General features: G+C 68.8%; 27 protein-coding genes. 14 read left to right on the top strand and 13 right to left on the bottom strand.

What is annotated here, in order from left to right:
• Window positions 1–11 precede the first annotated feature (11 nt).
• From QTN24_RS18305 to QTN24_RS18325, 5 genes are read right to left on the bottom strand one after another with little or no spacing between them, the layout of a single operon-like run.
• Window positions 12–1,298: a VanZ family protein gene (locus tag QTN24_RS18305; RefSeq protein ID WP_313838839.1), complete on the bottom strand. Its 1,287-nt coding sequence runs from the start codon at window positions 1,296–1,298 to the stop codon at window positions 12–14.
• Between the two features lie 49 nt (window positions 1,299–1,347).
• The gene (locus tag QTN24_RS18310; protein ID WP_313838840.1) at window positions 1,348–2,046 is read right to left on the bottom strand and encodes an ABC-type transport auxiliary lipoprotein family protein; all 699 of its coding nucleotides are present in this window, start codon (window positions 2,044–2,046) and stop codon (window positions 1,348–1,350) included.
• A gap of 56 nt (window positions 2,047–2,102) precedes the next feature.
• The gene (locus QTN24_RS18315) at window positions 2,103–3,044 is read right to left on the bottom strand and encodes an MlaD family protein (RefSeq protein WP_172966010.1); all 942 of its coding nucleotides are present in this window, start codon (window positions 3,042–3,044) and stop codon (window positions 2,103–2,105) included.
• The gene (locus QTN24_RS18320; protein WP_253699985.1) at window positions 3,044–3,892 is read right to left on the bottom strand and encodes an ABC transporter ATP-binding protein; all 849 of its coding nucleotides are present in this window, start codon (window positions 3,890–3,892) and stop codon (window positions 3,044–3,046) included. Before QTN24_RS18320 ends, QTN24_RS18315 begins: the two co-directional genes overlap by 1 nt.
• Window positions 3,889–5,019: an MlaE family ABC transporter permease gene (locus QTN24_RS18325; protein ID WP_409559047.1), complete on the bottom strand. Its 1,131-nt coding sequence runs from the start codon at window positions 5,017–5,019 to the stop codon at window positions 3,889–3,891. Before QTN24_RS18325 ends, QTN24_RS18320 begins: the two co-directional genes overlap by 4 nt.
• A 141-nt stretch (window positions 5,020–5,160) precedes the next feature.
• On the opposite strand from QTN24_RS18325, the gene QTN24_RS18330 reads away from it, so the two are divergent.
• The 3 genes from QTN24_RS18330 (at window position 5,161) to QTN24_RS18340 (ending at window position 7,736) form a co-directional block, all read left to right on the top strand.
• Window positions 5,161–6,063, top strand: coding sequence for a biotin--[acetyl-CoA-carboxylase] ligase (locus QTN24_RS18330; protein WP_313838843.1), 903 nt, complete (start codon window positions 5,161–5,163; stop codon window positions 6,061–6,063).
• Entirely contained in the window at window positions 6,060–6,890 is an 831-nt protein-coding gene (locus QTN24_RS18335; protein ID WP_313838844.1) for a type III pantothenate kinase, read from the top strand. Before QTN24_RS18330 ends, QTN24_RS18335 begins: the two co-directional genes overlap by 4 nt.
• A gap of 114 nt (window positions 6,891–7,004) precedes the next feature.
• On the top strand, window positions 7,005–7,736 hold the full coding sequence (locus tag QTN24_RS18340; protein ID WP_313838846.1) for an SPOR domain-containing protein: 732 nt from the start codon (window positions 7,005–7,007) through the stop codon (window positions 7,734–7,736).
• A 185-nt stretch (window positions 7,737–7,921) separates the two neighbouring features.
• Here QTN24_RS18340 and rfaE2 read toward each other — a convergent pair whose 3' ends face one another.
• The 5 genes from rfaE2 to QTN24_RS18365 form a co-directional block, all read right to left on the bottom strand.
• The gene (gene rfaE2, locus QTN24_RS18345; RefSeq protein ID WP_313838847.1) at window positions 7,922–8,416 is read right to left on the bottom strand and encodes a D-glycero-beta-D-manno-heptose 1-phosphate adenylyltransferase; all 495 of its coding nucleotides are present in this window, start codon (window positions 8,414–8,416) and stop codon (window positions 7,922–7,924) included.
• A 118-nt stretch (window positions 8,417–8,534) separates the two neighbouring features.
• Window positions 8,535–9,380 (bottom strand): ferritin-like domain-containing protein, encoded by an 846-nt coding sequence (locus QTN24_RS18350; protein ID WP_124682735.1) that lies wholly within the window; start codon window positions 9,378–9,380, stop codon window positions 8,535–8,537.
• Window positions 9,381–9,560: 180 nt separating this feature from the next.
• Window positions 9,561–10,448 (bottom strand): PhaM family polyhydroxyalkanoate granule multifunctional regulatory protein, encoded by an 888-nt coding sequence (locus QTN24_RS18355; protein WP_313838849.1) that lies wholly within the window; start codon window positions 10,446–10,448, stop codon window positions 9,561–9,563.
• 50 nt (window positions 10,449–10,498) lie between these two features.
• Window positions 10,499–11,323 carry an enoyl-CoA hydratase/isomerase family protein gene (locus QTN24_RS18360; RefSeq protein ID WP_124682733.1) on the bottom strand — a complete coding sequence of 275 codons (825 nt, stop codon included), beginning with the start codon at window positions 11,321–11,323 and terminating at the stop codon, window positions 10,499–10,501.
• 156 nt (window positions 11,324–11,479) lie between these two features.
• Window positions 11,480–12,460, bottom strand: a complete 981-nt coding sequence (locus QTN24_RS18365) for a fumarylacetoacetate hydrolase family protein (RefSeq protein WP_124682732.1) — start codon at window positions 12,458–12,460, stop codon at window positions 11,480–11,482.
• Between the two features lie 133 nt (window positions 12,461–12,593).
• Between QTN24_RS18365 and QTN24_RS18370 the strand changes: the two genes are divergently transcribed.
• The 4 genes from QTN24_RS18370 to QTN24_RS18385 all read left to right on the top strand — a co-directional run bounded on the left by QTN24_RS18370 (window position 12,594) and on the right by QTN24_RS18385 (window position 15,821).
• Complete coding sequence (locus QTN24_RS18370; RefSeq protein ID WP_124682731.1) at window positions 12,594–13,454, top strand: IclR family transcriptional regulator; 861 nt, start codon at window positions 12,594–12,596, stop codon at window positions 13,452–13,454.
• A gap of 13 nt (window positions 13,455–13,467) precedes the next feature.
• Window positions 13,468–14,472, top strand: a complete 1,005-nt coding sequence (locus QTN24_RS18375) for a DUF3108 domain-containing protein (protein ID WP_313838851.1) — start codon at window positions 13,468–13,470, stop codon at window positions 14,470–14,472.
• Window positions 14,473–14,519: 47 nt separating this feature from the next.
• Entirely contained in the window at window positions 14,520–15,350 is an 831-nt protein-coding gene (locus tag QTN24_RS18380) for an alpha/beta fold hydrolase (RefSeq protein WP_313838853.1), read from the top strand.
• Between the two features lie 213 nt (window positions 15,351–15,563).
• Entirely contained in the window at window positions 15,564–15,821 is a 258-nt protein-coding gene (locus QTN24_RS18385) for a DUF3567 domain-containing protein (RefSeq protein WP_061956410.1), read from the top strand.
• Between the two features lie 90 nt (window positions 15,822–15,911).
• Here QTN24_RS18385 and QTN24_RS18390 read toward each other — a convergent pair whose 3' ends face one another.
• Window positions 15,912–16,304, bottom strand: coding sequence for a rhodanese-like domain-containing protein (locus QTN24_RS18390; protein ID WP_124682729.1), 393 nt, complete (start codon window positions 16,302–16,304; stop codon window positions 15,912–15,914).
• Between the two features lie 207 nt (window positions 16,305–16,511).
• Here QTN24_RS18390 and QTN24_RS18395 point away from each other — a divergent pair, with 207 nt between their 5' ends.
• From QTN24_RS18395 to QTN24_RS18415, 5 genes are all read left to right on the top strand, one after another.
• Window positions 16,512–17,573: a homocysteine S-methyltransferase family protein gene (locus QTN24_RS18395; RefSeq protein WP_124682728.1), complete on the top strand. Its 1,062-nt coding sequence runs from the start codon at window positions 16,512–16,514 to the stop codon at window positions 17,571–17,573.
• Between the two features lie 34 nt (window positions 17,574–17,607).
• Window positions 17,608–20,355 carry a methionine synthase gene (gene metH, locus QTN24_RS18400; protein WP_313838856.1) on the top strand — a complete coding sequence of 916 codons (2,748 nt, stop codon included), beginning with the start codon at window positions 17,608–17,610 and terminating at the stop codon, window positions 20,353–20,355.
• Between the two features lie 308 nt (window positions 20,356–20,663).
• Entirely contained in the window at window positions 20,664–21,053 is a 390-nt protein-coding gene (locus QTN24_RS18405) for a hypothetical protein (protein WP_313838858.1), read from the top strand.
• A gap of 326 nt (window positions 21,054–21,379) precedes the next feature.
• The gene (locus tag QTN24_RS18410; RefSeq protein WP_061956399.1) at window positions 21,380–22,012 is read left to right on the top strand and encodes a response regulator transcription factor; all 633 of its coding nucleotides are present in this window, start codon (window positions 21,380–21,382) and stop codon (window positions 22,010–22,012) included.
• A 69-nt stretch (window positions 22,013–22,081) separates the two neighbouring features.
• On the top strand, window positions 22,082–22,486 hold the full coding sequence (locus QTN24_RS18415) for a response regulator (RefSeq protein ID WP_124682725.1): 405 nt from the start codon (window positions 22,082–22,084) through the stop codon (window positions 22,484–22,486).
• 87 nt (window positions 22,487–22,573) lie between these two features.
• Here QTN24_RS18415 and QTN24_RS18420 read toward each other — a convergent pair whose 3' ends face one another.
• Window positions 22,574–23,965 (bottom strand): CHASE3 domain-containing protein, encoded by a 1,392-nt coding sequence (locus tag QTN24_RS18420; RefSeq protein ID WP_124682724.1) that lies wholly within the window; start codon window positions 23,963–23,965, stop codon window positions 22,574–22,576.
• 270 nt (window positions 23,966–24,235) lie between these two features.
• On the opposite strand from QTN24_RS18420, the gene QTN24_RS18425 reads away from it, so the two are divergent.
• The gene (locus QTN24_RS18425; RefSeq protein ID WP_124682723.1) at window positions 24,236–24,400 is read left to right on the top strand and encodes a DUF1328 domain-containing protein; all 165 of its coding nucleotides are present in this window, start codon (window positions 24,236–24,238) and stop codon (window positions 24,398–24,400) included.
• Window positions 24,401–24,472: 72 nt separating this feature from the next.
• The gene (locus tag QTN24_RS18430; protein ID WP_124682722.1) at window positions 24,473–24,895 is read left to right on the top strand and encodes a DUF883 family protein; all 423 of its coding nucleotides are present in this window, start codon (window positions 24,473–24,475) and stop codon (window positions 24,893–24,895) included.
• A gap of 288 nt (window positions 24,896–25,183) precedes the next feature.
• On the opposite strand, the gene QTN24_RS18435 is transcribed toward QTN24_RS18430, so the two are convergent.
• Entirely contained in the window at window positions 25,184–25,504 is a 321-nt protein-coding gene (locus QTN24_RS18435) for a DUF1840 domain-containing protein (RefSeq protein ID WP_313838859.1), read from the bottom strand.
• Window positions 25,505–25,512 lie beyond the last annotated feature (8 nt).

Here is a 25,512-nt window from a genome sequence, read left to right on the forward strand (position 1 = left end):
CGTGCGACTGGTCAGGACTGCGGTCGATTGCTCTCCCGCCGTCCCTCGGTCGCCGCCGCCACGGCTCTTGCCGTTGCGCGGCGCTGGGCGCGTTTCTGCAGGCGGCGGCGCAGCGTGATTTGCTCGAAGCGCCAGACCACGTAGAAGAACGCCAGGAACGGCCATAGCCAGCCCAGCCATTGGGCGAGGCTGTTGAAGTGCACGAAGCGGCCCATGCGCCAGCCCTGCTCGGAGATCCACGCGTACGGGTTCGGCGGCAGGATGTTGGTCAGCGCGACCAGGCCGACCAGCGCCACCACGGCCAGTACGGCGCGCAGCCAGCGGGGCACGCGCAGCAGCAGGACCAGCACCAGCGAACTGGTCAGCAGCGCAAAGCGTCCGCCTTCGGAGAGCCAGTTGAATGCGTTGTCGTCGGGGAACTGGAGCTCGGCCACGCATGCCTTGATGATCAGCGCGGCGGCCAGCAGGCCGGCCAGGATGCGCAGCATCGGCGCCGAGCGGCGCATTGCCACGGACGCGAACAGGCCCGTGCCGATCCAGCTCGACGCCGTCACCAGCGTTTCCAGCAGCAACTGGTTCTGCAGGTCGTCGGGCCGCAGGTTGATGCTGTCCTGCCACGCCACCAGCGCCGGAAAGTACGCCTGCACCCACGCCATCGGCCAGGAATCGGGATCGGTCAGCCATTCGCGGACGATGCCGCCCATGCCGAACAGGTGCTCCTGCGGAAAGATCTGCGCGAACGGCCACAGCACGATCAGCACGATGGCAAAGCTGGCGTGGGGCTCGAACCACGCCAGCCGCAGCCGCGTCAGCGTGCCCCGGTCGATCAGTGCGCCGGTGAACGGTGCCACCACGGCGGCGCCCAGCATGGCGCCCAGCGCGTTGGTGATCAGGTCGATGTTCGAAGGGATGCGCGTGGGCAGCCACGTCTGCAGCGCCTCCATGACCGACGACAGCAGCGCGCCGGCGATCAGCGCGATCAGCGTCGCGCGCGCGCCGGATACGCGCGGATGCAGCGACAGCACCACCAGCGCACCGAACGGGCAATAGCCGATGACGTTGGTCAGCAGGTCGAAATCGGTGATGTAGCGCGGCTTGGGCGCGGTCAGGAACGCGAACGGCGAGATGCCGTTGTTGACCCATCCGGAGAACGGATAGAGGCTGGCGTAGGCCACCAGCAGCGTGAAGCAGACCAGCCCCACGCGCGCCAGCGGCGAATGGCGGGGCAGCCAGCCGTCCAGTTCGGGCTGTACCGGAGTCTGCGGCGGGGCAGGCGGGGGTGGATTGACCGTGGTCATGACTACGGGAAACCTTGTGACCTCAGTCGCACTATAGGCGCTCCGCGCCTCACTGGCGCGGCGGGTTGGGCTTGGGCGTGGCGTCCGGCGACAGCGGCACCGTGTCGCGGCCGGGCGGATTCTCGCGCGGAAGCTGGGCCGGGCCGCCCGCGGCGGCGGCCTCCAGCGGCAGCGTGGCGGCCCAGTCCAGGATTGCCGCGATCACCGCGTCGCTGCCGGCCGACAGCGCCTTGACCCCGCCCGCGCCGTCCGCGCTGGGCGCCGGCTGCTCGGCCACGAACGTCTTCTGGCCGATCAGCCCCCGATGGAACACGGTGGCCCGGGCGCGCACCACGCCGCGGCTGCTGGTGGCGGAATCGAAGACCTGTTCGAAGCCAAGCAGGTCCACCTTGATGGCCGGCACGCTGGTGTCGCCATACCACGTCAGTTCGCCGCGCGACGACACCGCGTCGCGCAGGCGGTCGTCGAACAGCCGCGTCGGCGCGTCGACCCAGCGCTGCGTCGAATACGATTGCAGCCGCTGCGCCTGCGTGTACTGGAGCCGGTAGTAGATGCCGCGCCCGTCCATCCACGTCGGGCCGTCGGTCTGCGCCACGCGCAGCTTGGGCAGCCGTGCTGGCGGCTGGGACGGCGCAGCGGCCAGCGGGCCCAGATCGAAAGTGGTGCTCGGCTTGGACGGCGACAGCACGCTGCAGCCGGACAGGACGAGCAGCAGGGCCAGTGTGGCAAGGGCGGAAGCGGTTCTCATGGAGGATTCCCGTCGAAGGTTCTGGCGCATGGCGTGAGGGGGCAGGGCGGCGTGGATCATGGCGACTGGAAGCCGGGCTCGCCCGGTCCCGGCGTCGGCGACGGCCCGCCGAACAGCACGCTGGTGGGCTGGTCGTTGAACGTGCCGGCCGCGCGGTCGATGCTGCGCGCGGTCTGGCGGGCGTCGCGGGCCAGGCCGTTGATCTGCGGCAGGGTCTCCTGCGTGAAGATGCCGGCCGCCTGCTGCACCGAATCGGCGGCGGCCTGCATGTTCACGCCCACGCGGTTCACGGTGCTCATGACCGTGCCGTTCGGATTGGCCAGGTCGTCGGCCAGCCGCCGCGTGGAAGCCAGCGTGGCGTTGAGGTTCTCCACGGCCTGCGGCAGGCGGGCGGCGGCCGGCTGCAGCGTCTTGGCCAGTTGCGAATAGTCCTCGGCGGTCTGGTGCACCGACTTGATCGCCGCCATCAGCTCGTCGCGGTTGGTGGTCTGGAACATCTCGTTGAGCGATGCCATCAGCGTCTCGGTCTGCGTCAGCAGCGAATCGCCACGTTTTTCCAGTTCCTCGAAGAAGCCCGGCCGCATGACGATGCGCGCCGGCTCGCGCGCCGACGTCCGCAGCGGCGGAGAACTGGTGTTGGCGCCTTCCTCGCGCGCGGTGTCGTCCAGTTGCACGTAGGCGATGCCGGTCACGCCCTGGAAGCCCAGCGTGGCGTAGGTGGTGCGGGTGATCGGGGTGTCCTGGTTCACGTTGATGCGGACGATGATCTGGCCCGGCACCTGCGGGTCGAACTTGATCGACACCACCTTGCCGACGTCCAGGCCCCGGTATTTCACATCGGCCTGCGGCCCCAGCCCGTTCACCGTGGAGCGCGTGATCAGGTCGTACGGCACGCGCACGGCATGGTCACTGCTGAACCAGAACAGCGAGAACAGCACCAGGACCGCCAGTCCGATGGTGAACACGCCGGCCAGGAAGGCGTTTGACTTGTTTTCCATCAGGCTTCTCCGGTTTGCGCGCCGCCGTCCGGGCCGCGAAGGGCCGGCAGCGCCTGCAGCGCGCGCTGGGCGCGTTCGCCCAGGAAGTATTCGCGAATGAATGGGTGGTCCACCTGCACCACCTCGGCAATCGGCGCGGCGGCCAGTACCTTGCGGTCGGCCAGCACGGCCACGCGGTCTGACAGCGCCACGAGCGTGTCCAGGTCGTGCGTGATCATCACCACGGTCAGGCCCAACTCGCGCCGCAGTTCTTGGATCAGCGCGACGTAGTCGTCCGACGCCATCGGGTCCAGCCCCGCCGTGGGTTCGTCCAGGAAGACCAGCTCCGGTTCCAGCGCCAGCGCGCGCGCCAGCGCCACGCGCTTGATCATGCCGCCGGACAGGTCGGCGGGCATCTTGTCGGCGTCCTTCGCGGACAGCCCCACCAACTGCAGCTTCAGCAGCGACGCCTGGCAGATCAGGTTGTCCGGCAGCGCGCGCAGCTCGCGCAGCGGCAGCGCGATGTTGTCGATCACCGACAGCGCCGAAAACAGCGCGCCGCGCTGGAACTGCAGCCCCCAGCGGTTGCGCAGCGTCTGCAACTGCGCGGCGCTGAGGCTCGCCGGGTTCTCGCCGAAGACCTTGATCGTGCCCGATGTCGGCCGCTCCAGCCCCACGATCTGGCGCAGCAGCACGGTCTTGCCCGTGCCGGAGCCGCCGACGATGGACAGCACCTCGCCCCGGTACACGTCCAGGTCCAGCCCGTCGTGCACCACGTTGTCGCCATAGCGCTTCACCAGGTTGCGTACCTCGATGATGGCCTCGCGCGGCGTGTCGCGTCCGACGGCCGGATGGTCGATCATGGTCATAGGCCGACGTTCTTGAAGAGGATGGCGAAGATGGCATCGGCCAGGATCACCACGGTGATCGACGTCACCACCGATGCCGTGGTGCCCTGGCCCAGGCTCTGGGTGTTGGGCTTGATGCGCAGCCCGAAGTGGCAGGCCGTCAGCGCGATCAGCATGCCGAACGCCACGCCCTTGCCCAGCCCGAGCCAGAGGTTGGCCACCGGCACCGCGTCCGGCAACTGGCGCAGGAAGAACGCGTAGCTGATGTCGAGCTGATAGCGCGCGGCCACCATGCCGCCGGCCAGCGCCATCACGTCGGTCCAAGCCACCAGCAGCGGCATCGAGATCGCCAGCGCGATCACGCGCGGCATGATCAGCCGGTAGCCGTGCGAGATGCCCATCACGCTCATCGCGTCCAGTTCCTCGGTCACGCGCATCACGCCAATCTGGGCCGTGATGGCGGAGCCCGAGCGCCCGGCGATCAGGATCGCGGCCAGCACGGGCCCCAGCTCGCGGATCACGGCCATGCCGAGGATGTTGACGATGAAGGTGCTGGCGCCGAACGTGCGGAGCTGGTTGGCCGACAGGTACGACAGCACGATGCCGATCAGGAACCCGACCAGCGCCGTGATGCCAAGCGCCTTGTAGCCGACGTTGTAGATATTCGCGGAAATCTCGCGCCACGGCCCGCGCTGCGGCGCGCGCAGGAAGCGCAGCAGGTCGAAGGCAAGCTGGCCCAGCATCGTGATGCCGTTGGCAAGCTGGGCGAAGAACGACAGCAGGCTCGCGCCCAGGATGACCACCGGATTGAAACGGTCGACCATCGTCTTGCGCCAGCCCTCGGGGCGCAGCCCGGCGATGCGGTCGAACACGCGGCGCTGGCCGTCGTTGATTTCCACGTGCTCGGGCATCTTGCCGTTCCAGGCCTGCCAGATCAGTTGCGCGCCGATGTGGTCCAGCCGCGTGACGCCGGCCAGCGACCAGCGCGCGCCTTCGGGCGCCTCGGCCAGCTTGTGAAGCTGGGCGCGCAGGCCGCGGGCCTCGCGGCAGCCGGCGAGCGCGAGGGCAGTCCAGTCGCCTTGCAGCTCGACGCTGCAGGCGCCGTCCTGGCGCGAGATATCGATGGCGGGCGTCGGCAGGCGGTCCAAATGGCGGGCGATGTGATGGCTGAGTCTCGATTCTATGCTACCCGCCGCGCGGGCGCGATCAGACGTCCGCCGACACGGCGGCGGCTACAATTCCGGCAGACCCGGCGCCGTCGGCCGGCCCCATCCCCTTCCTGCTGCCCCATGTCCGATTTTTCCCATCCCGCTTCCGACGCGCGCGCCATCGACGCCGGCGCCCTGCCAGCCTGGCGCATCCACGCCGGCCCGCTGCGCCAGGCGCTGGACGGCGGCCCGGCCCGGGCGTGGCAGGTAGAGGTGGTGGAGGAAACCGGCTCGACCAATGCCGACCTGACGCGCGCCTGCCGCGCCGCCCCATGGCACGACGACGCCGTGCAGGTGCGCGTGGCCTACCGCCAGACGGCGGGACGCGGCCGCCAGGGCCGGCCCTGGCAGGGGCAGGCGGGGCTGACGTTCTCGGTGGCCATGCCGCTGGCGCTGCCGCCGGCGCGCCTGAGCGGGCTGAGCCTGGGCGTCGGACTGGCCGTGGCCCAGGCGCTGGAAGACTGCGACGCCGCGTGCGGCGCCCGGGTGGGCCTGAAATGGCCCAACGACCTGCAGATCGACGGGCGCAAGCTGGCCGGCATCCTGATCGAATCGGTGCCGGCGGGCCCGCAGCGCATCTGGGCGGTCATCGGCATCGGGCTCAACCTGGTGCGCGACACGCATATGGAAGCGGTGCTCGGCCGCGAGCTGGCCGGCGTGGCAGAGGCCATGACGGCGTTCGACGCCCAGCGCGACCCCACGCGCATCCTGGCCGCCGTGCTGGCGCGGCTGGCGGCGCTGCGCACCACGTTCCTGGCCCAGGGCTTCGCGCCGCTGGCCGCCGCATGGTCGGCGCGCGATGCGTTCCGCGACGAACCGGTACGGCTGCTGCACGACGGGCAGGTGCTGGCCGAAGGGCTGGCGCGCGGCGTGGACGGCGACGGCCACCTGCTGCTGGAAACGCCGGAGGGTTTGCAGCGCATTGCCAGCGGCGAGCTGTCGCTGCGCGGAGCGCTGCCGGCGGCCGACGGGGAGCGCGCATGAGCCTCCTGCTGATCGACATCGGCAACACGCGGCTCAAGTGGGCATGGTGCGACGGGGCGCCGGCTCCTGCCCAGCCCGCGGCCCCCGGCGGCCTGCCAACGCCGTGGCAGCACGCCGGCGCGGCGTCGCACGCGGTGCCCGCCGAGCGCGCCGCCTTGCGCGCGACGTGGCAGGGGCTGGCCAGCCGGGGCGCACCCGCGGTGTGGATCGCCAATGTCGCCGGGCCAACGCTGGCCGGACAGGTCGATGCGCTGCTGGCCGACACGTTCGGCAGCCACGTCGCGCCGCAATGGGTGCGCACCGCCGCGCGGCATGGCGACCTGGTGAACGGCTATCGGGAGCCGACGCAGCTTGGCGTCGACCGCTGGGTCGGCAGCATCGGCGCGCATCGCTGGCTGCCCGGCCAGACGCTGCTGGTCGTCACCGCCGGTACTGCCACGACGCTCGACATCGTGACCGCCACGGCGGACGGCGGCCGGTTCGAGGGCGGGCTGATCCTGCCCGGCCTGCAACTGATGCTCGGCACGCTGGCGCGCAACACGGCGCAACTGCCCGAACTGGACGTGCTGGAAACCGGCAGCGGCGCCGCCCGCGCGGTGCGGGCGTTGGGCGCGGACAACACCCACGACGCCATCGCGGCGGGTTGCCTGGCCGCCCAGGCCGGCGCCATCGAGCGAACCTGGCGTACGCTGGCCGAGCGCGGGCCGGTGCGCTGCCTGCTGTCGGGCGGGGCGCGCCACGCCGTGGCCGGCGCACTCGCGATGCCGTGCGAGATGCACGATAATCTCGTGCTGCTTGGGTTGCACGCGATGGCGGCGCCGGGCTGAGCGCACGCCGCGCCGGCCCGCCATCGCGCCAGATTGCAAAGATTCCGCGACCGAAGCGCCGACCATCCACCAGACACTTCCGACTCCATGTCCCGGCGCGGCCCGACCCTCCTGTTGCTGATCCTGCTGCTCGCCAATGTGCTGCTGCTGGCCGCGTTGCTGGGCGTCTTCGGCCCGCAGCCGCTGGGCGGCCTGCTGGAAAGCCCGCGTGAGCCGCAGCGCGTGGAGCAGCAGGTGCGCGGCGAGCGCATGCAGCTACTGCCGCCGGGCGATGCCTCGGCACCGGGCGCCCCGCGCAGCGCGGCGCCGGGCAACCTGACGCTGGCCGCCGCACCGGCCGATAGCTGCATGGAAATGGGCGGCTTCACGGCGCAGAACGTGGAGCGTGCCAGGCAGGACCTTGCCGCCATCGCCGCCGGGACGCCGCTGCCGCTGGACCAGTTCGAACGCAGCGAGCAGGTGCGCTGGTGGGTCCATCTGCCCGCGCAGCCGACGCGCGAAAGCGCCGAGCGCAAGCTGGCCGAACTGCGCCGCCGCAAGGTGACCGACGTCTCGGTGGTCAGCGCCACGGAGCCGGAGTCGTACACGGTGTCGCTGGGCCTGTTCCGCGAGCGCGAACGCGCCGACCGCTTCCTGGACACCCTGCGCGCTCAGGGCGTGCGCACCGCCCAGGTCAGCGACGCCCCGCGCGCCATCTCGCGCCAATGGCTGCGCGTGACCCACGCCGACGACGCGGTACGCGCCCGCATGGACGAAGTCCGCCAGCGCTACGGCGCCGAGGTACTGCAGTCGTGCAAGGGATTGACGCAGGCGAGCGAAGGACGGGGGACGGGGGTGGCGGGGTAGGACGAGGGACTGGCGCTTCAACCTGCGCTGGTTTTGCTCCCCTCTCCCTTTGGGAGAGGGGCTGGGGGAGAGGGCGTTGAGATTCAAATCGCGACCCGTCGGCAATGGACCCGCTGGCCCTCTCCCCCAACCCCTCTCCCGCAAGCGGGAGAGGGGAGCCTGTACTGGTCAGCCAACCTCCCCCCTCACCCCTGCCCGCGTACCTTCGTCAGCAGCTTGGTGGTCGAGCGGTCGTGCAGGAACGGGATGGCGTATGCCTGGCCGCCCCAGCTGCGCACCAGCCGCGTTTCTTCCAGCGTGTCGATATCGTAGTCGCCGCCCTTCACGTAGATGTCCGGCCGCACCAGGCGAATCAGTTCCACCGGGGTTTGCTCGCGGAACATCGCCACGAGGTCTACCGACGCCAGCGCGGCCAGCAGGGCCATGCGGTCGGCCTCCTGGTTCAGCGGGCGGTCGTCGCCCTTGCCCAGCATCCGCACCGACGCGTCGCTGTTGACGCCCACCACCAGCGCGGCGCCCATGTCCCGGGCCTGGGCCAGGTAGGTGGCGTGGCCGCGATGGAGGATGTCGAACACGCCGTTGGTAAAGACCAGCGGGCGCGGCAGGGCGGCCACGGCGGCGTGCAGCGCGGCGGTGTCGTCGGCGGGAACCAGCTTGGATTCGTAGGCGGGTGCGTTCATGGATCGGTCCGGGCGGAGGGTATGCGGGGCGGCCGGCACGGCGCGCCCCAATGAAAAACCCCATCGTAGCGATCCGATGGGGTCTTGTCCTTGCGGCGGCGCGCGCCGCGGGGCCGGGTCAGGCCTGGGCGGCCTGCAGGTTGGCGTTCAGTTCCTTGCGGTAGCGGTTCAGGTCCTGCACCGATTCGAACGTGCGCTCGAACAGCAGCGACATATTGTGCAGGATCCGCTCGATCACCTTCTTCTCCCACACTTCGTCGAAGCGGATCTGCTCGTCGAGCCAGTGCTCCAGCCAGTCCGGGTCCGGCAGGCGCGACTGCACCGTGTCGTTGGGGAACAGGGCCTTGTTCACGTGCAGGTTGGTCGGGTGCAGCGGCTTTTCCGTGCGGCGAGCCGACGCCATCAGCACGCCGATCTTGGCAAATGCCGAGCGCGCGCTGTCGCCAAACTGGGCCAGGTACTTCTTCATGTAGCGCAGGTAGGCGCCACCGTGGCGGGCCTCGTCCTGCGACAGCGTGCGGTAGATATGCTTGATGACCGGTTCCGAATGCCATTCGGCGGCGCGGCGGTACCAGTGGTTCAGGCGGATCTCGCCGCAGAAGTGCAGCATCAGCGTTTCCAGCGGCGGGGCGGGGTCGAACTCGAAGCGCACGGCATGCAGTTCTTCCTCGGTCGGCACCAGGTCCGGGCGGAAGCGGCGCAGGTACTCCATCAGCACCAGCGAATGCTTCTGTTCCTCGAAGAACCAGATGCTCATGAACGCCGAAAAGTCGGAATCGTGGCGGTTGTCGCGCAGGAACATCTCCGTGGCGGGCAGGGCCGACCATTCGGTGATCGCATTCATGCGGATGGTCTTCGCCTGGTCGTCGGTAAGCAGGCTGGCGTCGAACGTATCCCAGGGGATGTCCTTGTCCATGTGCCAGCGGACCGCTTCCAGTGATTTGAACAGTTCGGGGTAGAGCATGCTAAGCCTTTGAAATTACGGGCGGATTCTACCAGACAGGAATCATTCTCGAATGTTTTCTCTACTCCGTTTTAGCCCTTAGACGATGGATGCGGGGCCGCCGGTGCGCCCGGCGGTGCCAAAAGTGGCGGAACTACGACACTCCGGAAACGGCCTGTGCCGTGGGCTTGGTTTCCGGCGTCACTCGAAGTTGTCCTCGGGCGAACCGGGCACGGGCGGGGCGTCCGGGGTGGCCGCCCTGGTGCGGCGAGCCCCCGTCGATGCGCGCTTGGCGCCGGCCTTAGGGCCCTTGGCGGTGCGCTTGGGGGCCGTTCCCTTGGTGGCCTTGGCCTTCGCGGCCGGTGCGGACTTGGGCGCGGCCTTGCCGTCGGCGGGCTTGCGCCGGGCTGGCGGATCGCCCTTGACGCCGGGCTCCACGCCTTCCGCGCCCGCGGCGCCGGGGACGCCGAAGCCAGCCATGCCGCCGAACGGCGCGGTGCTGGCCGCTGCCGCACTGGCCGCCGCCGCGCTGCTGGCGATCTGCGTGAACTGGCGCTGGAGCAGGTCCCACCAGAGCGACGCATTGGGCGGCATCGGCGCGGCGCCGCCGGCCTGGGCCGCGTCGCCCGCCATGTCGGACGGTGCGGGGCCGTCGTCGGCCGGTTCGTCGTCCTCGGGCTCGTCGTTCTCGGCGTCGGCCTGCTCTTGGGAGACGGTCTGGCCGGTGCCGAACGGGTGCGGATGCTGGGGCGGATGCGCGCTCGGCGCGTTGGCGGCGCGGGCGACGTTCTCCATCGCGCTCTGCATGGCCTCGGGCGACAGCGCGTTGCCAAACGTCTGCAGCGCCACCAGCGTGGCGCGCTGCACCTCCAGGCCCTGGATCGTCGTGCGCAGCAGGTTGGTGTTGAGCTGCAGCCAGCTTTCCACGGCCTTGAGGTCGTGGATGCGCTTGTCCACCTCGTCGAGGTCCATCGGCGGCGTCATGGCGCTGAGCCCCGGCATCAGGCCGCCGGGCATGCCGCTGCCCGTGGCCCAGAGCTTGCGCAGGAATTCGAAGCCGTTGCCGAAATCGGGAATCTGTCCAAACATGGTGCGGCACTCCCTGTCGTGGGGGCCGCCCATGCGGTGCGGGCGGCCGGTTACTGGAATTCGGGCGGCCGCTTCTGGCGCAGGCTCGCCATGCCTTCGTGCACGTCGGGGCCGGAAAAGCCCATGAATTCAAGCGCCAGCGAGGTATCGAACGCCGGGCCGGCCATGCGCAGCCAGTTGTTCAGCGCGTACTTGGTCCAGCGGATGGCGGTCTGGGACCCCGCCGCGAGCCGGTTGGCCACCTCGAATGCCTTGGCCACCAGTTCGTCCTCTTCCACCGCCAGCGATACCAGGCCGATCCGCTCGGCTTCCTCGCCGCTGACCGACTCGCACAGCATCAGATAGTACTTGGCCTTGGCCATTCCGCACAGCAGCGGCCACACGATGGCGGCATGGTCGCCGGCCGCCACGCCCAGCCGCGTATGGCCGTCGACGATGCGCGCGGTGCGGGCCGCGATCGAGATGTCGGCCAGCAGCCCCGCCACCAGCCCGGCGCCCACGGCCGGGCCGTGCATGGCCGACACGATCGGCTTGTCGCAGTTGATGACGTTGTAGACGAGGTCGCGCGCCTCGTGCCAGACGCGGGTGCGGGTCTCGAAGTCGTTGGCCATGTCCTCGACCAGCGCCAGGTCGCCGCCGGCCGAGAAACCCTTGCCCTCGCCGCGGATCAGCGCCACGCGGATGTCGGGATCGGCGGACACGTCGCGCCAGATCTCGGCCAGTTCGCGGTGCATATTGGCGTCGGCCGTGGCCAGCTTCCGGTTGGCCGACTGCGCCGCGCCCATGATCACTTCGAGCACCGGGCCGTGGCGGCGCAGCGTGAGGGCCTGGTAGCGGGCCAGGCGGGGGGACAGCGTGTTGGCATCGGTCGTCATGGGCGGCTTCCATTGGGGGGCGAAAGAGGCGCGGACGGCGGGCAAAAAAATTCCCCGACCGCGTGGTCGGGGAATTATAGGCCCAAGGCCATGGCGCGCCGCAAGCCGGGTTTCGCCCAGTGTGTCAGGCACCGGTGAGGGGCCCGGACGGGGCGGTCAGCGCGGCGCCACCACCTGGTCGATCGCGCCGAAGATCGACTTGCCGTCGGCGTCGAACATCTCGATGCGCACCGCGTCGCCAAACTTCATGAACTCGGTCTCGGGCTTGCCGCCGTCGATGGTCTCCAGCATGCGCTTCTCGGCGATGCAGCAGTACCCCTTGCTGCGGTCGACGTTCGAGATCGTGCCCGATCCCACCACGCTGCCCGCGCGCACGTTGCGCGTCTTGCAGATGTGGGCGATCAGCTGGCCGAAGTCGAACACCATGTCGGTGCCGCAGTCGGGCTGGCCCACCTTGCGGCTGTTCCAGTGCACGACCATCGGCCGGTGCACCTTGCGCTCGCGCCAGGCGTCGCCCAGTTCGTCGGGCGTGACCGCCACCGGCGAGAACGCCGTGGCCGGCTTGCTCTGGAAGAAGCCAAAGCCCTTGCCCAGCTCGGCCGGAATCAGGTTGCGCAGCGACACGTCGTTGGCCAGCAGCACGAGCCGGATGGCCTCGCCCGCCTGCTCGGGCGTGGCGCCCATGCGCACGTCGCCCGTTATCACGGCCACCTCGGCCTCGAAGTCGATGCCGAACGCCTCGCTGGGGCAGACGATGTCGTCCTGCGGGCCGATGAAGTCGTCCGAGCCGCCCTGGTACATCAGCGGATCGGTCCAGAACTCGGGCGGCATTTCGGCGCCGCGCGCGCGGCGCACCAGTTCCACGTGGTTCACGTAGGCCGAGCCGTCGGCCCACTGGTACGCGCGCGGCAGCGGCGCCATGCAGTCCCTGGGCTGGAACGGGAACGGATGCCGCGCGCGCCCGGCGTTGAGCGCGTCGGACAAGTCCTGGAGCTGCGGCGAATAGAAATGCCAGTCATCCAGCACCGTCTGGAGCTTGCCGGCGATGTCGGTGGCAAAGTGCGCGGTCTTCAGGTCGCGCGAGACGACGACGAGCTGGCCGTCGCGCGAACCGTCCTTCAGGGTGGCGAGTTTCATGCGAAATCGAACGTAGGCAGGATGGAATGGGCGGTAGTCTACCGGAGCCGCCCTGGCCGGCCCACGGGCGCGCCGGGGCCGCAGCGGCCTTGTATAGAATGGCCGCATCACATTCCAGATACCCGACTCACGCATGACCGCTGTGGACGACGACGATTCCCGCGACGACGATGCGCGCGACGACAGCAAGCGCGCCGGCATCCAGTCCATCGAGGTGGGATTCCGGCTGCTGCAGGCGCTGGCCGCCTCGCCGCGCGCCATGATGCTGCGCGACCTGGCCGCCGCCGCCGACATGAGCCCGGCCAAGGCCCATCGCTACCTGGTCAGCTTCCAGCGGCTTGGCGCGGTGGCGCAGGACGCCGTGAGCCAGCGCTACGACCTCGGACCGTTCGCGCTGCAACTGGGGCTGGCCGGGCTTAACCGGCTCGATCCGGTGCGCAAGGCGCGGCCCATCCTGTCCCGGCTGCGCGACGAGATCGACCAGACCGCCGGCATCGCCGTGTGGGGCAACCACGGGCCGACCATCGTCCATTGGGAGGAATCGAGCCATCCGGTCAGCGTCAGCCTGCGGCTGGGCGACGTGATGCCGATGCTCAATTCGGCCACGGGGCGGCTCTATGGTGCGTATCTGTCGCGGCGTCAGACGCTGCCGCTGATCGAGCGCGAACTGGCCACGCGCGGCGACGCGGCGCTGCCGGACATGCCCGCGTCGCTGGCCGACTACGACGCGATCTGCGCCAGCGTGCGCCAGCAGGGCGCGGCCCGCACGCGCGGCGGCGTGCTGCCGGGCATCAACGCCATCTCGACCCCGGTGTTCGACGCCAACGGCCATCTGGCGATGGGCCTGATCGTGCTCGGCGCGCAGAGCGTATTCGATGCAGAATGGGGCGGCGCGGTGGACCGCCGCGTGCGCGAGATCGCGCGGCAGATTTCCTCGGAACTTGGTTATCTTGGCGACGGCCAGCCGTCCGGAAGGGACGAAACCCCCTCGTAAGCGCCAGCGGCGCGTGCGCCGCTGGATGGCCGTGATCGCGCTGGTGGCGGTCGCGCACGGGCTGTTGCTGCTTGGGCTGCTGCGTGTTCCGATCCCGTCGCTGCCAGACCCGGACACCGCGCCGACGATGGAAGCGATCCTGCTGCCCCCGCCCCGGCCGCCTGCCCCGCCCCCGCCGGCCACACCCCCGCGCCGGCCCGCCCAGTCCCAGGCCCCCGCGCCCGTACCCGAACCTGCGCCAGACCCGGCGGCGCCTGCGCTGGCGACCGCGGAAAGCGGCGACACCACCGCCACGGCTGGTTCGGGCGGCACGGGCGCCGCCGCCTCGGGTTCGGCCGCGCCGGCGGCCCCGCCGGCCCCCGCCGAGGCACCCGGGCCGCGCTACTCGGCGCCGCCTTCGGTCACGCTGCGCTATGCCAGCTTCGTCAACGGCGTGCAGAACCCCGACGGCATCATCCGCTGGGAACAGGACGGCCAGCACTACCGCCTGGCCGTGGAAACGCGCGTGCTGTGGTTCCGCTTCGCGTTCCAGAGCGCCGGCGACATGACCGAGCGCGGCCTGTCGCCCACGCGCTACGAAGAAGCCCGCCGCAGCAAGGTGGAGGTGGCGCGCTTCGACCATCCGTCAAGCATGGTCGTGTTTGAAACGCGTGGCGGACAGGCGCCGATGCCCACGGCCTTCCAGGACCGCTTCAGCATCTTCCTGCAACTGGTGGGCTGGGCACGCGGCGACCCGCAGCGCTATGTCACGCCGGGCGCCACCGAGTCGTTCAACGTGGCCGACACACGTGAAATCGAGGGCATGCAGATCCAGTACGTGGGCGACGAGGATATCGACGTCGGCACCGAGATGGTGCGTACCAAGCACTTTGTGCGGCTGCCGCGCCACGCCAACGACAAGCGGCGCGTGGAAATCTGGCTCGCGCCGTCGCTGAACTGGATGCCAGCGCGCCTTCGTCAGACGGAGCCCGATGGCACTCAGATCGATCTCGTCTATCGTAGTAGGGAAGGGCGGTGATGCCGACGCAGGTCGTGAAACGCAGTGACGACGCGGGAGACTGAAACATGCCTGACACAATGGCGCAGCGAATCCGGGCCGGCGATGCCGAGCTCCAGGTCCGCATCGATGGCAGCGAAGGGCCGTGGGTGGTCCTGATCCACGCGCTTGGTGCGAATCTGACGCTGTGGGACGATACCGCGCGCCATCTGTCCGACCGCTACCGCGTGCTGCGCTTCGACCTGCGCGGCCACGGCGGCAGCGATGCGCCCGTGGGCGCGTACACGATGACGCGGCTGGCCGACGACGTGGTGGCGCTGATGGACGCGCTGGACATCGGCCAGGCCCATGTCTGCGGCGTGTCGGTGGGTGGCATGGTGGCCCAGACCATGGGCGTGCGCCATGCGGACCGGCTGCTGTCGCTGGCGCTGGTGGACACCATCGACCACACGCCCATGACGGCGCATCCGATGTGGGCCAACCGGATCGGCCAGGCCGAGGCCCATGGCATGGCCGGCATGGTGTCGTCGACGATGGAGCGCTGGCTCACGCAGCCGTTCCGCGACGCCCATCCCGAGACGGTGGAAGCGATTGGCCGGATGCTGGCGGCCACGCCGGTGCAGGGCTACGTGGGGGTGGCGCAGGCCATCCTGGCGTTCGACCTGGCCGATGCGATCGGCCGCATCCACTGTCCGACCCTGGTGGTGACAGGGTCAAAGGACGAGAGCGCGACGGTGGAGATGGCCCAATCCATTGCGCGAAAAATTCATGGTGCGAAGCTGGAAGTGCTGCCGGACGCCGCGCATCTGTCGTTTATCGAACAACGGGAACGCTTTCTTGCGATCTTCGAAGCGTTCCTGGGGCATGCAGCGTGTGGCGGGCAGTGTGATATTCCGTAACGCCATTGGGAAGATCGCAACACACTGGTGCACGGCGCTCAAGAAACTTGCCCGTCGCGCCGATGCCCAAGAGTACGAGGGCAGCAAAGGCACGCAAGGCCCGTCCGGGCCACACAACTTGAATTACGGACGGGGACCCTCAGCTTGGAGAGGAAATCGCGCCCCCGGCAAGGCAGTAGGAAGGGCGCCAACCATACGCCAGGAGGAAGTGCGATGCAAATGATCTACAACAGCGACAACTACTGCATTGTCGAGTTTGGCGCAGATGTCGAGCATGCGACCCTTGCCTCGGGCGGCTACGAAATCGTGGACAAGAACCTGAAACGCGAAATTTTCCTCGGCGGCCATATGGCCGAGACCTTCCGCGCCGACGTGACCCGTCTGATCGAGAGCGAGCCATCCGTGGAGGAAGTGGACGAGTTCCTCGGCAAGTTCGATACTGTCATGAACAACCCGCTGGTGATGCACTGAAGCTGCCCGCAAATGCCGCCGCCGGGTGATCGTACCGGTGGCTCCCCACGCCAGGCGCCCGCTCCGAGCGGGCGTTTTTCATGGGCGCCGTCAGTACTGTTCCCAGGGCAGCCCGTCGTGCCGCCAGCCGTTGACGGTGTTGCGATGGCGCTGGGCGTCAAGGTCGCCCTCGAAGCCGTGCAGCACGTTGTAGACGGTGGTAAAGCCGGCGCCTTCCAGCGCACGCGCGGCGGCCGACGAGCGGTTGCCGCTGCGGCAGATCAGCAGCACCGGCCGGGCCGATACCTGACCCGCCAGCTTCTTCACCGCCTGCACGAAGTGCGGATTGACCTCCCAGTCGGGGCCGTCGTTCCAGGGCACGTTGTGCGCGCCCTGCGGATGGCCGACGAACAGGTATTCCATCTCGCTGCGGCAGTCGATGAACAGCGCGTCGGGTTCGGCGTCCAGCAGGGCGCGGGCGTCGTGAGGGCTCAGGTGTTGCATGGATGGTACGGACATCGGTGGCGAATACGTCTCCCAGTGTAGGCGCGGCATCCCCGGCTGACAACCGCGCCCGGCCGCCGCCGGGCGACGCCGGCGGCCCGCCCGCAATCCCTTGATCTACCTGATAAAATCGCGGTCTTGCCGAATCCTGGCCGTACCCCGCGCATGCCCGCCCCCGCCGCGCGCGCGACACCTGACTGTCCCACCATGAGCGCCGACCAACCGATCTCCCGCCCCTACACCCGGGCCGCCAGCCTGCCCCGGCTGCTCCGCGAACGCATCCTGATCCTCGACGGGGCGATGGGGACGATGATCCAGCGCTACAAGCTGGGCGAGGCCGAATACCGCGGCACGCGCTTCGCGGACCATCCGGTCGACGTCAAGGGCAACAACGAACTGCTGCTGCTGACGCGCCCGCAGGTCATCAGCGAGATCCACGAGCAGTACCTGGCCGCCGGCGCGGACCTGATCGAGACCAACACGTTCGGGGCCACGCGCGTGGCGCAGGAAGACTACAAGATGGCCGACCTGGCGTACGAGATGAACGTCGAGGCTGCCCGCCTGGCGCGCGCGGCCTGCGACAAGTACAGCACGCCGGACAAGCCGCGCTTCGTGGCCGGCGCGTTCGGCCCCACGCCCAAGACCGCCAGCATCAGCCCCGACGTGAACGACCCCGGCGCGCGCAACGTCAGCTTCGAGGAACTGCGCCAGTCGTACTACGAACAGGGCAAGGCGCTGCTCGAAGGCGGCGCCGACGTGTTCCTGGTGGAAACGATCTTCGACACGCTCAACGCCAAGGCGGCCCTGTTCGCCATCGACCAGTTGTTCGAGGACACCGGCGAGCGCGTGCCCGTGATGATCTCGGGCACCGTGACCGACGCCTCGGGCCGCATCCTGTCCGGCCAGACCGTCGAGGCGTTCTGGAACAGCCTGCGCCATGCCCGCCCGGTGACCTTCGGCCTGAACTGCGCGCTGGGCGCCACGCTGATGCGGCCGTACATCGCCGAGCTGGCCAAGATCTGCGACGCGGCCGTGTCGTGCTACCCGAACGCCGGCCTGCCCAATCCGATGAGCGACACCGGCTTCGACGAGACGCCGGAGGTCACGTCGTCGCTGGTGGACGAATTCGCGGCCTCGGGCCTGGTCAACCTGGTGGGCGGCTGCTGCGGCACCACGCCCGACCACATCGCCGCCATCGCCCAGCGCGTGGCCGGCCGCGCGCCGCGCGCGTGGGCCAACTACACCGAGACCGCCGCGCAGCCCGCCTGACGCATCGCACGCACGAAGCATAGAGACCCCACACATGAGCCAGCAAAACCTGCCCCCGCGTCCGATGCGCCTGTCCGGCCTGGAGCCATTCACGATCGACGACGACACGCTGTTCGTGAACGTCGGCGAGCGCACCAACGTCACGGGCTCCAAGGCGTTCGCGCGGATGATCCTGAACGGCCAGTTCGACGAGGCGCTGGCCGTGGCCCGCCAGCAGGTGGAGAACGGCGCGCAGATCATCGACATCAACATGGACGAGGCGATGCTCGATTCGCGCGCGGCCATGGTGCGGTTCCTGAACCTGATTGCGTCCGAGCCGGACATCGCGCGCGTGCCGATCATGATCGACTCGTCCAAGTGGGACGTGATCGAGGCCGGCCTGCAGTGCGTGCAGGGCAAGCCCGTGGTGAACTCCATCTCGCTCAAGGAGGGCGAGGAACAGTTCCGCCACCACGCCACGCTGATCCGCCGCTACGGGGCGGCGACGGTGGTGATGGCGTTCGACGAGCAGGGCCAGGCCGACACGTTCGCGCGCAAGACCGAAATCTGCAAGCGCAGCTACGACGTGCTGGTCAACGAGGTGGGCTTCCCGCCCGAGGACATCATCTTCGACCCGAACATCTTCGCGGTGGCCACCGGCATCGAGGAGCACAACAACTACGCCGTGGACTTCATCGAGGCCACGCGCTGGATCAAGCAGAACCTGCCGTACGCCAAGGTCAGCGGCGGCGTGTCGAACGTGTCGTTCTCGTTCCGCGGCAACGACGTGGTGCGCGAGGCCATCCACACCGTGTTCCTGTACCACGCCATCGCGGCGGGCATGGACATGGGCATCGTCAACGCCGGGCAGCTTGGCGTGTACGACCAGCTTGACCCGGAACTGCGCGAGCGCGTGGAGGACGTGGTGCTGAACCGCCGCGACGACGCCACCGACCGCCTGCTGGAGATTGCCGACCGCTTCAAGGGCGGCGGCCAGAAGAAGGAAGAGAACCTGGCCTGGCGCGGCACGCCCGAGGCGCCCGTGTCTGTGGGCGACCGCCTGGCGCACGCGCTGGTGCACGGCATCACGACGTACATCGTCGAGGACACCGAGGAAGCGCGCCAGCAGATCGCGGCGCGCGGCGGCCGGCCCATCGAGGTGATCGAGGGCCCGCTGATGGACGGCATGAACATCGTCGGCGACCTGTTCGGCGCCGGCAAGATGTTCCTGCCGCAGGTGGTCAAGAGCGCCCGCGTGATGAAGCAGGCCGTGGCCCACCTGCTGCCGTTCATCGAGGAAGAAAAGCGGCTGCTGGCCGAGGCCGGCGGCGACGTGCGCGCGCGCGGCAAGATCGTGATCGCCACGGTCAAGGGCGACGTGCACGACATCGGCAAGAACATCGTGTCGGTGGTGCTCCAGTGCAACAACTTCGAGGTCGTGAACATGGGCGTGATGGTGCCGTGCAACGAGATCCTGGCGCGTGCCAAGGTCGAGGGCGCGGACATCGTCGGGCTGTCGGGCCTGATCACGCCGTCGCTGGAGGAAATGGCCTACGTTGCCGCCGAGATGCAGCGCGACGACTACTTCCGCGTGAAGAAGATTCCGCTGCTGATTGGCGGCGCCACCACGTCGCGCGTGCACACGGCCGTGAAGATCGCGCCGAACTACGAGGGCCCGGTGGTCTACGTGCCGGACGCGTCGCGGTCGGTCAGCGTGGCGTCGAGCCTGCTGTCGGACGAGGGCGCCGCGCGCTACCTGGACGAGCTGAAGACCGACTACGACCGCATCCGCCACCAGCACGCCAACAAGAAGGCCACGCCGATGGTGTCGCTGGCCGACGCGCGCGCCAACAAGACGCCGGTGGACTGGAGCACCTACGCGCCGCCGAAGCCCAAGTTCATCGGCCGGCGCGTGTTCCGCAACTACGACCTGTCCGAACTGGCCAACTACATCGACTGGGGCCCGTTCTTCCAGACCTGGGACCTGGCCGGCAAATTCCCGGACATCCTGAACGACGAGATCGTCGGCGAGTCCGCGCGGCGCGTCTATTCGGACGGCAAGAGCATGCTGTCGCGGCTGATCCAGGGCCGCTGGCTGACGGCCAACGGCGTGATGGCGCTGCTGCCGGCCAACACGGTCAACGACGACGACATCGAGATCTATACCGACGAGTCGCGCAGCAAGGTGGCGCTGACCTGGCACAACCTGCGCCAGCAGAGCGAGCGCCCGGTGGTGGACGGCGTCAAGCGGCCGAACCGCTGCTTGGCCGATTTCGTCGCGCCCAAGTCCAGCGGGGTAGCCGACTACATCGGCCTGTTCGCGGTCACGGCCGGCATCGGCGTGGACAAGAAGGAGGCCCAGTTCGAGGCCGACCACGACGACTACAGCGCGATCATGCTCAAGGCGCTGGCCGACCGGCTGGCCGAGGCGTTTGCCGAATGCCTGCACGCCCGCGTGCGGACCGACCTGTGGGGCTACGACGCCGCCGAGACGCTGACCAACGACCAGTTGATCGCCGAAGCGTACCGGGGCATCCGCCCGGCGCCGGGGTATCCGGCCTGCCCGGAGCACACGGTCAAGGCGCCGATGTTCGAGCTGCTGGACGCGGCCGAGATCGGCATGGGCATCACCGAGGCACTGGCGATGACGCCGGCGGCGTCGGTCAGCGGCTTCTACCTGGCGCATCCCGAATCCACCTACTTCAGCGTGGGCAAGATTGGCCAGGACCAGCTTGACGACATGGTGGCGCGCCGCGGCGAGGATCGCCTGACGCTGGAGCGCGCGCTGGCGCCCAACCTGTAATCGCTTCGGCGTAGCTGTAAGCAGTTGCAATGACCGGGAGGCCGCGTATCGCGGGGCCTCCCGGTTTTTTCATGGGCGCGGCAGCCGTTGATGCACAAGGGCAGGCGGCGATTGGCGCCGCGCGGGCGCGGGCAAACGGGGCGTGGCGCCCATGTTCGCAATGTCTTCACGACTGCTTACACACACTGACAAGTGCTCACAGACCGGCACGGCGGGCGTCCCTAGACTGGGAACCAGTTCACGTGACACCGCGTGGATGCCGCAGGCGAATGGTTCGCCGTGGCGCATTCAGTAAAGGAGTCTCTCCCATGAAGAAGCTGCTGATCTCCCTGTCCGCCCTGTCGATTGCCGCTGCCTCGTCGATGGCGATGGCGCAAGGCACCGGTGCCACCGCTGGCACCCAAGCGGGCGTCGGCGCCTCCGTGAACGCACCTTCCACGAATGCAGGTGCCAACGCCGGCCTCAACGCCGGTGGCGCGGCGGGCGGCGCGGTGACCCCGGCCAGCCCGAGCTCTGCGGATCCGGGCAGCAAGGCCAGCCTGGGCGCCAAGGCGCAGAACGACACCACCACGTCGACCACGACCGACAAGACGAACCAGGGCAAGCATTCCGGCCACGCCAAGTCGAAGTCGAAGAAGGGCGATACGCTGGGCGCCACGGGCGGCGCGGACGCCGGTGCCAGCACGATGACGAAGTAAGCGGCCTGTCCGCGAAAGGCCCGGGGCGGGCCCCTCCAGACCGCCCCGGCCGCCGCGGCCGCGAATGGACGAACGGGCGCCAGCCATGGCGCCCGTTTTTTTTCGTCCCTGGCAGCCGCACCCGGCCGTCCGCTGCCGCGGCGCAGCAATCGCGCCAATTTCCAACCGCCCGGATGGGCGTCAACACGCCGCCGGGTGCCCGTCGCCGTGGCGCGTCATGTCAGCCGGACGCCGACAGCTTCCGCGTCGCGTCGGCACTACAATGCAGGAAACCGGCCCGGGCCGCCTTTCGGCCGCGGGTCGCCCCCCTCACCGTGGAGACACCGATGATTCGCGTCTTGATCGCCGACGATCATGAGATCGTGCGCGCCGGTCTGCGCCAGTTCATTTCAGAGGAACCCGACATCAAGGTGACGGGCGAAGCCGCCAGCGGCGACGAAGTGATGGCGCAGTTGCGCGACAGCGAGTTCGACGTACTCGTACTCGACATCTCGATGCCGGACCGCAACGGCATCGATGTCCTGAAGCTGATTCGTCAGCGCCTGCCCAACCTGCCGGTGCTGATCCTGTCGACCTACCCGGAAGACCAGTACGCGATCAACCTGATCCGTGCCGGCGCCTCGGGCTACCTGACCAAGGAATCGGCGCCGGACGACCTCGTCAAGGCAATCCGTACGGTGGCCCAGGGCCGCCGCTACGTGAGCCCCACCGTGGCGGACCTGCTGATCGGCGGGCTCGACAAGCCGACCGAGCAACCCGTGCACCAGACGCTGTCCGAGCGCGAGTTCCAGATCTTCTGCAAGCTGTCGCGCGGCCAGTCGGTGTCCGTGATCGCCGACGAGCTGTTCCTCAGCGTCAAGACCGTGAGTACCTACCGCTCCCGCATCCTGGAGAAAATGGGCATGAAGACCAATGCCGACCTGACCTACTACGCCATCAAGAACGGGCTCGTGGAATAGGCCGACATCACGTTGCACATGCCAGCGCCCTCGCTCGTCCACCCCTTCGCCTGACAGTTGCCTAGCGCCATGCCGGAGCACGCCTCGGCCTCTCCCAACCGCTCGCTGCGAGTCCTCCTGATCGAGGACTCCGAAGTCTTGCGGGGCATGCTGCTGGAATACCTGACCGCCTTCCCGTTCGTGGAGTCGGTGGACTGGGCCGATACCGAGAGCGGCGCGGTCAAGCTGGCCACCCAGGGCCACTACGACGTGTCCATCGTCGACCTGCAACTGCGTCAGGGCAACGGCATCAACGTCCTGCGCGAAATGCAGAAGGCCCAGCTATCGGGCATCCGCATCGTCTACACCAACCACGCGCAGGTATCGATGTACCGCCGCCAGTGCACCGAGGCGGGCGCGGACTACTTCTTCGACAAGTCCCTGGAGCTGGAGCAGGTGTTCCGGGTGATCGAGGACTACGCGACGTCGGCGTAAGCCGGCCCTGACTCAAATCTCCGGATGGGTTTGCGGCCCTCTCCCGCGCGGCGGGAGAGGCGAGCGGGACATCGCGGACGACACCCTTCAAACTTCCGTGGTTTCCTCCGGCGGTGCCAGCACGCTGGTGGTCAGCGGCACCTCGATGCGGATGGCCACGCCCTGGCCGGGCGACGAGTCGACGTGGATCGTCCCGCCCAGCGCCAGTACCCGCTGTTCCATGCCAAGCAGGCCGTGATGGCCGGCGATGCTGCCGGCGTCGAAGTCGGGCGGCAGGCCGCGGCCGTCGTCGCGCACGGTCAGCGTCAGTTGCTGGCTGGTGCAGGCCAGCGCCACCGAGATGTGCTTGGCCTCGGCGTACTTGCTGGCGTTGGTCAGCGATTCCTGCACGATCCGGTACAGCGCGATGGCCGCGTTGTCGCGCAACTGCGGCAGCGACTCGGGCAGGTCCACCTCGGTTTCCCACTGGTTGCGCGCGCCCACGTCTTCCACGTGCTGGATGATGGCCTCGCGCAGCCCCAGGTTCAGCAGCACCGTCGGACGCAGGTCCTCGATCAGGCGGCGCTTGATCTGGATGGCCTGGTCGGCATGCTGCATGACGCGCGTGATCTTGTCCCGCGCGTCGGGGTGCGACGCCTGCACGCGCATCTTCACCCAGTGCAGGTCCAGCTTGATCGCGGTCAGGATGGCGCCCAGCTCGTCGTGCAGCTCGCGCGCCAGACGGGTCTTCTCGTCCTCGGTCACGCGCTGCAGGTGGGCCGCCAGGGCCGACAGCTGCCGCGTGCGCGCCCGCACCTTGCGGTCCAGCCGGGCGCTTTCCTCTTCGAGCTGGGCGCGGGCGGCCTCGGCCATCTTCATGCGGCGCTGGTGGCCCAGGCCCACGGCCACGAGCAGCAGGATGTTGATCGCCGTCAGCAGGCCGATGCCGTAGCGCGACAACTGCAGGTCATGCTCGGCGGCCTCCAGGTTGTGCGTGACCGTGCCCGATTCGCGCACCTGCAGCTGCTCCAGGCCGCGCCGCGCGCTCTCCATCGTCTGCTTGCCGAAGTCGGTGCGGATCAGGTCCAGCGCCACGTCGACGTCGCGCTTGCCGTAGACCAGCGTCAGGGCCATCTCGTTGAGCTTGCGCGTGACGAACTGCGACGCCTCGCCGAACTGGCGCAGCCCCTCGGGGTCGTTCGCGTAGTGCTGGCGCACGCGGGCCATCAGCTCGTTGATCTGCGGCAGCGCCTTGTAGTAAGGGTCGAGGTAGCTTTCCTTGCCGGTCAGCAGGAAGCCGCGCTGGCCGGCCTCGGCGTTGACCAGTTCGGCGATCAGCGCGCCCAGGTCGCTCTGCAGCTGCTGGGATCGGATGGCCTCGGTGTAGCCCTGGCGCAGGCGCAGGTTGCCCGTTTCCGATGCGATCAGCACGGCCAGCGTCAGCACGATGCCTCCCGCCAGCAGCAGGGTATTTCTCAGGAGTAGGGAATGCTTGGCCATCGGAACTCAGCGGGTTGGGCACGCGCCCGCGCGGGCGTGCGGACATGGAATCACATCATTTTGGCAGGGTCAATCGTACCGGGGCCGCCACGGCCGCGCATCCAGCGCCCGACGGGGTGAGGTGTAGGACTCGGCTGACATCTGAATCGGTCTGTTTTCGGTGTGCGGTCCACATGCCGAACCCTAGAGTGAGGCTATGAGCTTGCGCACCGTGGCGCAAGCAGAACGCAAAGCCAGGACGGCGCGTTCGCTAACCTCGGGAGACTGGTCATGCTGTACTACGCACTCGTCTTTTTCATCGTCGCCATCGTGGCGGCAATCTTCGGCTTCGGCGGCATTGCAGCCGGCGCCGTGGAAATCGCGAAGATCCTGTTCTTCATCTTCCTGGTCGTGGCCCTCGTGGCCGCCGTGATGGGCCTGGTGCGCCGACGTTAAGCGCCAGGTTCGCGGGGCCCGCGGTGGCATACCGCGGGACTCCACGCCAGGACTGGACTTAAAGGAGTATCCATGCTCACGCAGAATCCAAAGATCCGGAAGGAAATCAACCATCTGCACGACAGCGCAGATGCCGCCGTGCGCCAGATCCGGCATTCGGCCCGCGACACCCGCGACGCCGTCGGCCCGGTATCCGACGAAGTGAAGGCGCTGATCACCCAGCTCCAGCAGACCATCGACGTGCTGGCGCATGAAGGTTCCGCCGAAGGCATGGCCGCCGGCCGCCGCCTGCGGGCCCGCGCCCACGAACTGACCGACCGCATGCGCGAACGCAGCCGCGAAGGCATGGACTGGGCGCGCGGGCAGGTGGACGTCGCGGTCGACCACGGACGCCAGCGCGTCGTGGAATCCCCGCTCAAGGCGGTGGGCGTGGCAGCCCTGGTGGGTGCCTTTGTCGGCCTGCTGCTGGCGTCCTCGCGCCGCCACGGCGAATAGCCGGGCGCGCCCGGGACGTACCGGCGGCACAGCCGGGGCCCGCAAGAATACCGAGGGTCTCTCCCCTCTGCCCTGCAGCAACCCCCTTTCCGGATATATCCCTGATCCGGGACACCCGGACACCCAGCGGTGTCCGGGTTCTTTTTTTTGCTGTCGAAGAAGGGGGTGGGGCGGCGTCGCGCCCCGGGGCGGGGGGTGGACAGACGCCGCCGGGGTGGCGGCGCACGTCAGGGTGGGGTGGAACCGGGCCGGGCGGCCCGAAGGCAGCCCGGAATCAGCGGGGGCGCCTCAGACGCCCCACATCAGGTCCGTGCCTTCCTTCTGCGACGCGCGCAGCATGTCCAGGAACGGGTAGGCGCGCTGGCCCAGGTGCAGCGGTTCTTCCTCGCGCTCGTCATCCACGTCGGGGTGGACCGTGGTGTCGGCGGGGTGGACCTTCTTCGCGTCCAGGACGGCGGCTTCCAGCTTGCGGATGGCGCCCGGCAGCTCCTCGGACGTGATCACCCCGCGTTCGCCCAAGTGCTTGCCGATGATGCCAAGCAGGGTCATGGCAAGATCCTTCATCATGATCAGGTCCTGCGCCGCGTGGGATTTGAAGGTGATCAGCATGATGTTTC

The sequence above is a fragment of the Cupriavidus sp. SZY C1 genome (assembly GCF_032190535.1).
Taxonomy (GTDB): Bacteria; Pseudomonadota; Gammaproteobacteria; order Burkholderiales; family Burkholderiaceae; genus Cupriavidus; species Cupriavidus pauculus_C.

Coding starts and splice junctions, on each gene's coding strand:
- QTN24_RS18305 (WP_313838839.1), bottom strand. CDS start 1,298: ATGACCACGGTCAATCCACCCCCGCCTGCCCCGCCGCAGACTCCGGTA.
- QTN24_RS18310 (WP_313838840.1), bottom strand. CDS start 2,046: ATGAGAACCGCTTCCGCCCTTGCCACACTGGCCCTGCTGCTCGTCCTG.
- QTN24_RS18315 (WP_172966010.1), bottom strand. CDS start 3,044: ATGGAAAACAAGTCAAACGCCTTCCTGGCCGGCGTGTTCACCATCGGA.
- QTN24_RS18320 (WP_253699985.1), bottom strand. CDS start 3,892: ATGACCATGATCGACCATCCGGCCGTCGGACGCGACACGCCGCGCGAG.
- QTN24_RS18330 (WP_313838843.1), top strand. CDS start 5,161: ATGTCCGATTTTTCCCATCCCGCTTCCGACGCGCGCGCCATCGACGCC.
- QTN24_RS18335 (WP_313838844.1), top strand. CDS start 6,060: ATGAGCCTCCTGCTGATCGACATCGGCAACACGCGGCTCAAGTGGGCA.
- rfaE2 (WP_313838847.1), bottom strand. CDS start 8,416: ATGAACGCACCCGCCTACGAATCCAAGCTGGTTCCCGCCGACGACACC.
- QTN24_RS18350 (WP_124682735.1), bottom strand. CDS start 9,380: ATGCTCTACCCCGAACTGTTCAAATCACTGGAAGCGGTCCGCTGGCAC.
- QTN24_RS18355 (WP_313838849.1), bottom strand. CDS start 10,448: ATGTTTGGACAGATTCCCGATTTCGGCAACGGCTTCGAATTCCTGCGC.
- QTN24_RS18360 (WP_124682733.1), bottom strand. CDS start 11,323: ATGACGACCGATGCCAACACGCTGTCCCCCCGCCTGGCCCGCTACCAG.
- QTN24_RS18365 (WP_124682732.1), bottom strand. CDS start 12,460: ATGAAACTCGCCACCCTGAAGGACGGTTCGCGCGACGGCCAGCTCGTC.
- QTN24_RS18370 (WP_124682731.1), top strand. CDS start 12,594: ATGACCGCTGTGGACGACGACGATTCCCGCGACGACGATGCGCGCGAC.
- QTN24_RS18380 (WP_313838853.1), top strand. CDS start 14,520: ATGCCTGACACAATGGCGCAGCGAATCCGGGCCGGCGATGCCGAGCTC.
- QTN24_RS18385 (WP_061956410.1), top strand. CDS start 15,564: ATGCAAATGATCTACAACAGCGACAACTACTGCATTGTCGAGTTTGGC.
- QTN24_RS18390 (WP_124682729.1), bottom strand. CDS start 16,304: ATGCAACACCTGAGCCCTCACGACGCCCGCGCCCTGCTGGACGCCGAA.
- QTN24_RS18395 (WP_124682728.1), top strand. CDS start 16,512: ATGAGCGCCGACCAACCGATCTCCCGCCCCTACACCCGGGCCGCCAGC.
- metH (WP_313838856.1), top strand. CDS start 17,608: ATGAGCCAGCAAAACCTGCCCCCGCGTCCGATGCGCCTGTCCGGCCTG.
- QTN24_RS18405 (WP_313838858.1), top strand. CDS start 20,664: ATGAAGAAGCTGCTGATCTCCCTGTCCGCCCTGTCGATTGCCGCTGCC.
- QTN24_RS18410 (WP_061956399.1), top strand. CDS start 21,380: ATGATTCGCGTCTTGATCGCCGACGATCATGAGATCGTGCGCGCCGGT.
- QTN24_RS18415 (WP_124682725.1), top strand. CDS start 22,082: ATGCCGGAGCACGCCTCGGCCTCTCCCAACCGCTCGCTGCGAGTCCTC.
- QTN24_RS18420 (WP_124682724.1), bottom strand. CDS start 23,965: ATGGCCAAGCATTCCCTACTCCTGAGAAATACCCTGCTGCTGGCGGGA.
- QTN24_RS18425 (WP_124682723.1), top strand. CDS start 24,236: ATGCTGTACTACGCACTCGTCTTTTTCATCGTCGCCATCGTGGCGGCA.
- QTN24_RS18430 (WP_124682722.1), top strand. CDS start 24,473: ATGCTCACGCAGAATCCAAAGATCCGGAAGGAAATCAACCATCTGCAC.
- QTN24_RS18435 (WP_313838859.1), bottom strand. CDS start 25,504: ATGCTGATCACCTTCAAATCCCACGCGGCGCAGGACCTGATCATGATG.